At 72.1% G+C, this 763-nt stretch carries 3 protein-coding genes; all 3 read left to right on the forward strand.

The features are described from left to right. On the forward strand, nt 1-363 hold a 363-nt coding region (locus E1264_RS44375; protein WP_165964684.1), incomplete at its 5' end, for a hypothetical protein. Beyond that, complete coding sequence (locus tag E1264_RS44380; RefSeq protein ID WP_165964685.1) at nt 360-563, forward strand: hypothetical protein; 204 nt, start codon at nt 360-362, stop codon at nt 561-563. The genes E1264_RS44375 and E1264_RS44380, both read left to right, overlap by 4 nt. Next, nucleotides 560-763, forward strand: a 204-nt coding sequence (locus E1264_RS44385) for a bifunctional DNA primase/polymerase (protein WP_165964686.1), incomplete at its 3' end; no start/stop codon positions are given. The genes E1264_RS44380 and E1264_RS44385, both read left to right, overlap by 4 nt.

The following is a 763-nucleotide window of genomic DNA, read 5'->3' on the forward strand; positions in this document are numbered from 1 at the left end:
ACCACCCCGCCCGACTGCCCCACCTGCGAGCGGCCCACCGAGGTGGTGTTCATCGGCGCGGCCACCCTCGCCGACCTCACCGAGGTCAACGTGTGGCGCTGCCGCGCCTGCCCCGCCGACTGGTACATCCCCGTCACCTACTGGCCCGTCACCAACGGCCCCGACTGCCCGCACTGTCACAGCCAGGCCACGTGTTGGGCCGCGCACGCCCCCGACGTCCGCGGCGACCTGTGGACCTGCGAAGACGGACACGAGTTCGTCCTCACTCTCGACGGGGTCGTCATCACGTCCGGCAACGAGGACGGGCGGCTGCTGGACGGCCGCACCCACAACGACATGCCCGCCGGAAGTGATGCCGCATGACGGGCATGATTGGCCGCCGCTACCTCGACCCCGGCGACCGCCTCTCGGGCCGCAAGGACCCGCCCGAGGTCGTCACGGTATTGGCCCGCTGGGGGAGCGGTGGGGGACCACGCAATGTCCTGGTCCGTCGCCCCGACGGGTCCCGCGCCGTCATCCCCTTCTCGCGCCGTCTCCGCCGCCTGAACGGAAACACGCCATGACCAACCCCGCCCCATTGCCGCGGCCCGACGCTGGTGCGCTGGTGCGCTACGCGCTGGCGTGCGCCGCCCGCGGCTGGCACGTTTTCCCCGTTGCCCCCGGCGACAAGGAACCACCCCGTGGGATGCCGTGGAAGCGCACGGCCACCACCGACCCCGATGCCATTCGGGAGATGTGGGCCCGGCGCCCCTACAACATCGGG

The sequence above is a fragment of the Actinomadura sp. KC216 genome (genome assembly GCF_004348535.1).
GTDB lineage: Bacteria > Actinomycetota > Actinomycetes > Streptosporangiales > Streptosporangiaceae > Spirillospora.

Bases quoted from the DNA above. Each gene is read 5' to 3' on its own strand.
- E1264_RS44380 (WP_165964685.1), top strand. From the start codon at position 360: ATGACGGGCATGATTGGCCGCCGCTACCTCGACCCCGGCGACCGCCTC.